The organism is Bacteroides sp. 519 (genome assembly GCF_010500955.1).
Classification (GTDB): domain Bacteria; phylum Bacteroidota; class Bacteroidia; order Bacteroidales; family Bacteroidaceae; genus Bacteroides.
The window spans coordinates 1-3,494 of record NZ_QVMJ01000058.1; the positions used below are offsets into that span (position 1 = coordinate 1).

The 3,494-nt window shown below is 38.6% G+C and carries 3 protein-coding genes; all 3 read left to right on the plus strand.

Going from position 1 to position 3,494, the window contains the following annotated elements; translation table 11 throughout:
* Positions 1 to 128: 128 nt before the first annotated feature.
* From D0T85_RS21835 to D0T85_RS21845, 3 genes are read left to right on the plus strand one after another with little or no spacing between them, the layout of a single operon-like run.
* Positions 129 to 1,364: a tyrosine-type recombinase/integrase gene (locus D0T85_RS21835; protein WP_163215643.1), complete on the plus strand. Its 1,236-nt coding sequence runs from the start codon at positions 129 to 131 to the stop codon at positions 1,362 to 1,364.
* Entirely contained in the window at positions 1,361 to 2,338 is a 978-nt protein-coding gene (locus D0T85_RS21840) for a tyrosine-type recombinase/integrase (RefSeq protein WP_163215644.1), read from the plus strand. Before D0T85_RS21835 ends, D0T85_RS21840 begins: the two co-directional genes overlap by 4 nt.
* On the plus strand, positions 2,325 to 3,392 hold the full coding sequence (locus tag D0T85_RS21845; protein WP_163215645.1) for a tyrosine-type recombinase/integrase: 1,068 nt from the start codon (positions 2,325 to 2,327) through the stop codon (positions 3,390 to 3,392). Before D0T85_RS21840 ends, D0T85_RS21845 begins: the two co-directional genes overlap by 14 nt.
* The last annotated feature ends 102 nt before the right edge of the window (positions 3,393 to 3,494 follow it).

A 3,494-nucleotide genomic window follows, 5' to 3' on the forward strand; every position in this document is an offset into this window, starting at 1 on the left:
ATAACAACTGTTATCAAAATTTTTCTATTATCCCAACTTTTTATAAATTCACCTCATTTTCAACAGTATAATTATTAATAGTTTGGATAATGCTCTTTATTTTGTGTCTGCAACTTAAAAAATATATTATGGACATTACCAATCTTAAAGAGAATTATCAGTATTTGGTCGACTACCTCATTAAAAATGACTACTGCAAAGACCTTGTCTACAAGACGCAAAAGTGTATCCAACTAGCATTGGACATTGGATCATCTTTAGAGATTACCTCATACGAAGACTTATTTTATTATGAGGTCAAACGACAAGGATACAAACCTAACGAACAAAGATACAAGGCCTTTAGGTGTTATCTTGGAAACGTCAAACGTTTCGATGAAACAGGAGAATATCCCAGTAGAATGAAATCTACCGATAAGTTCCCGGCAGTTTTATCGGTGTACAGCCAATTGAATGCGGAATATCAATTTATAGTGAAACGACATCTTGAAGTCGGAGGTCTCAAAGGGAAAATGCCTCAGACTGTACGAAATGAAGCAAGAGCAACTATGCGCTTTTTCAAGCATTTACAAGATTCAGGTGCTTATTCGTTGAATGAGGTTACCCCTGAAATGGTATATCGGTTCTTCTTTGATGGAGAAAAACAAAAACGGGGAAGAGATTACTGTTCGCAAATCAAGAGAGCACTAGAATCAGCAAAAGCCTTGATGAGAGAGCCTATACAACGTTTGCAAGACTTTTTACCATCAATTAAAAGTGGGAATAAGAATTTTCAGTATCTGACACCTGAAGAATCCAGAAAAATAAGGGAATGTCTTGAAGATGAAAAATCACAGTTGACACATATTGAGCGAAGTGTAGGGTGGATATTATATTTTCTTGGACTCAGAGGGACAGACATTGTATCTCTTTCAGCAAAAGATATCGACTGGAAACGTAACAGAATACGCATTACTCAATCCAAAACCGATCAACCACTGTCTCTCCCTATGAATGCAGCTATAGGAAATGAACTCTTTGACTACATAACAACAGAACGTCCCGCAAGTGATATTAATACTATATTGATCACTAAACGCAGTCCTCATAGAAGTTTTAAAGATCTTCGTAGTATTATCACGAGAATTTTTGAGAAAGCGGGAGTCAGGATTGAAGGAGGTCCGATTGGTCCAAGGGTATTTCGCCATCATCTTGTCACTTTTCTCCTTAGCCGTGGAGTAGACTGTGATGTCGTTTCCTCCATTGTGGGACATGCATCACCAGAATCAATAAAACATTATGCTGATGCTGATATAGAACACCTGCGTGAGTGCTCCATCAGCGTACAAAACTATCCGATATCATCTAAATTATTCAAGATATGAAAAGACCATTTAACTCATTCCTTGCACCTAAACTAGAGGAATTTGTCTTGAGCAGACAAGCGGCCAATAGATGGAATACGTCTTATAATAAAGAACTTCACCGATTTGATAATTATATTGCTGTGAATTATCCTGATGCCCAAATATTAACAGATGAGATGACCTCATGGTGCAATCAAAGATTGACAGAGAAAGGGTATTCATGTCGAACTCGTACAGCAGCAATTTGGAACTTCATCGATTATGCCCGTATACAGAAGTGGTGCGATGTAGAACGCAGAAGAGATCTCTCAAGGGAGGCAAGCATATATGTGCCTCATTATTTTACTTCCGAAGAACTTTCATTATTTTTTAATGAATGTGACTGTCATTTCCTTGATTTATCTAACCGACAGAAGAGCCGTTCTAACATGCTCAACCGACTGGAAGTGCCTGTCTTTTTCCGGCTGTTGCTAAGTTCCGGAATGAGAACTTGCGAAGCCCGTTGGTTGAAATGTAGTGATGTGGATTTTAGTACGGGGGTCATAAAAATTGAAAAGTCCAAAGGTGTAGACCAACATCGTGTCGTTCTGCATGAAACAATGCTTTCTATATTGCAAGATTATAATAATGCAATGTCCAAACTTATGCCTGGGCGAGTACACTTGTTCCCCGATAGAAACGATTGTTCTCATAAACCGGAATGGGAGTCACACCACTTCAGAAATATCTGGTATAAAATTAGCAATGAAAGAGCCTGTCCTTATGACTTGCGAAGCTATTACGCAGTCGCCAACATAACAAGATGGGAAAACCATGGGTATGAACTTAGTGGCAAACTCCTATTCCTTTCAAGAAGTATGGGCCATAAGAATATACAAAGTACTTTTGGTTACTTCCATATCACTCCGATGCTTACAGACAAACTTAAACGAAATACAGAAAAGAATTTTAATAGTATTCTACCTAAACTGCCAACCGATGAAAAAGAGTAAAAGTGACAAGAAAGCTATATCTCTGCAAGCCAGAGACCTTGCACAATATACATATGAATGGATTAACATCCATGTACCAACTCTTAAGACCAGCAGTTGCCATACAGAACGGGCTTACAGATTGTCACTGCGTTTATTTACCCTATTTCTGGAAACGGTCAAACATGTTGACATATTTTCGCTTACCACCGCATGTTATTCCGTAGAAACACTCAATGAATGGCGGATGTGGTTAAAGAATGAAAGAAATGCCAGCAACAGCACTTGTAATAATAGGATGTCTGTAATCAAAAGCCTTCTGGAATATATCGGAGGGAAAAATATGGCATATAGCTATCTGTATCTTAGAGCTGCTGAACATCTTCGTCCGCTCAAGGAACCACAAAAGAAAATAAAAGGGATGACACGCGATGCCGTTCAAGCTATTTTTGCCGTACCGGACACGAATACCCGTATCGGACTGCGGGACCTCACACTCATGATGCTCAGCTACGGTGTGGCCGCTCGCATTGATGAGATTTTGTCTCTTACAATCCGTAACGTACACCTTGATGCAAAAGACCCATTTGTTCTACTTCTTGGTAAGGGAAACAAGATTAGATCGATATATCTTGAGAGTGGGTTGGTAGAGTGGCTCAGACGTTACATTGAAGTTTTTCATGGTAAAAATCCATCGAAAGGCAATTTTTTATTTTATTCACCATGTCACGGAAACAAAAATAAGCTAACGCAACCAGCTATTAGTAAGCGGTTAAAGCTATATGCTGAAAAAGCGCATCAACATTGTGAAGAGGTTCCTCTGAACTTGCATAGTCACCTTTGGCGCCACAGTATGGCATGTCATTGGCGAGAAGATAATATTAACATTGTCGAGATTAAAGAACTGATGGGACATTCCAGACTTGAGTCAACGATGATATATCAAGATGTTACAGAGGAACAGAAAAAAGCAGCAATTGAAACACTCGAAGACACTGTGACTAAATCTTTGGAAAGGAAATGGAAAATGCCAGAGAATAAAGGATTGGCAGCAATGTTCGGTCTTGATGTTTAAAATGTGCTGTCAATTATCCCAACTTTTTCCTGAAAGCAACTCATTATAAGGCGTTCTAATAAAAAGTTGGGATAATGAAAAGTTTTGGATAACAATCGTTAT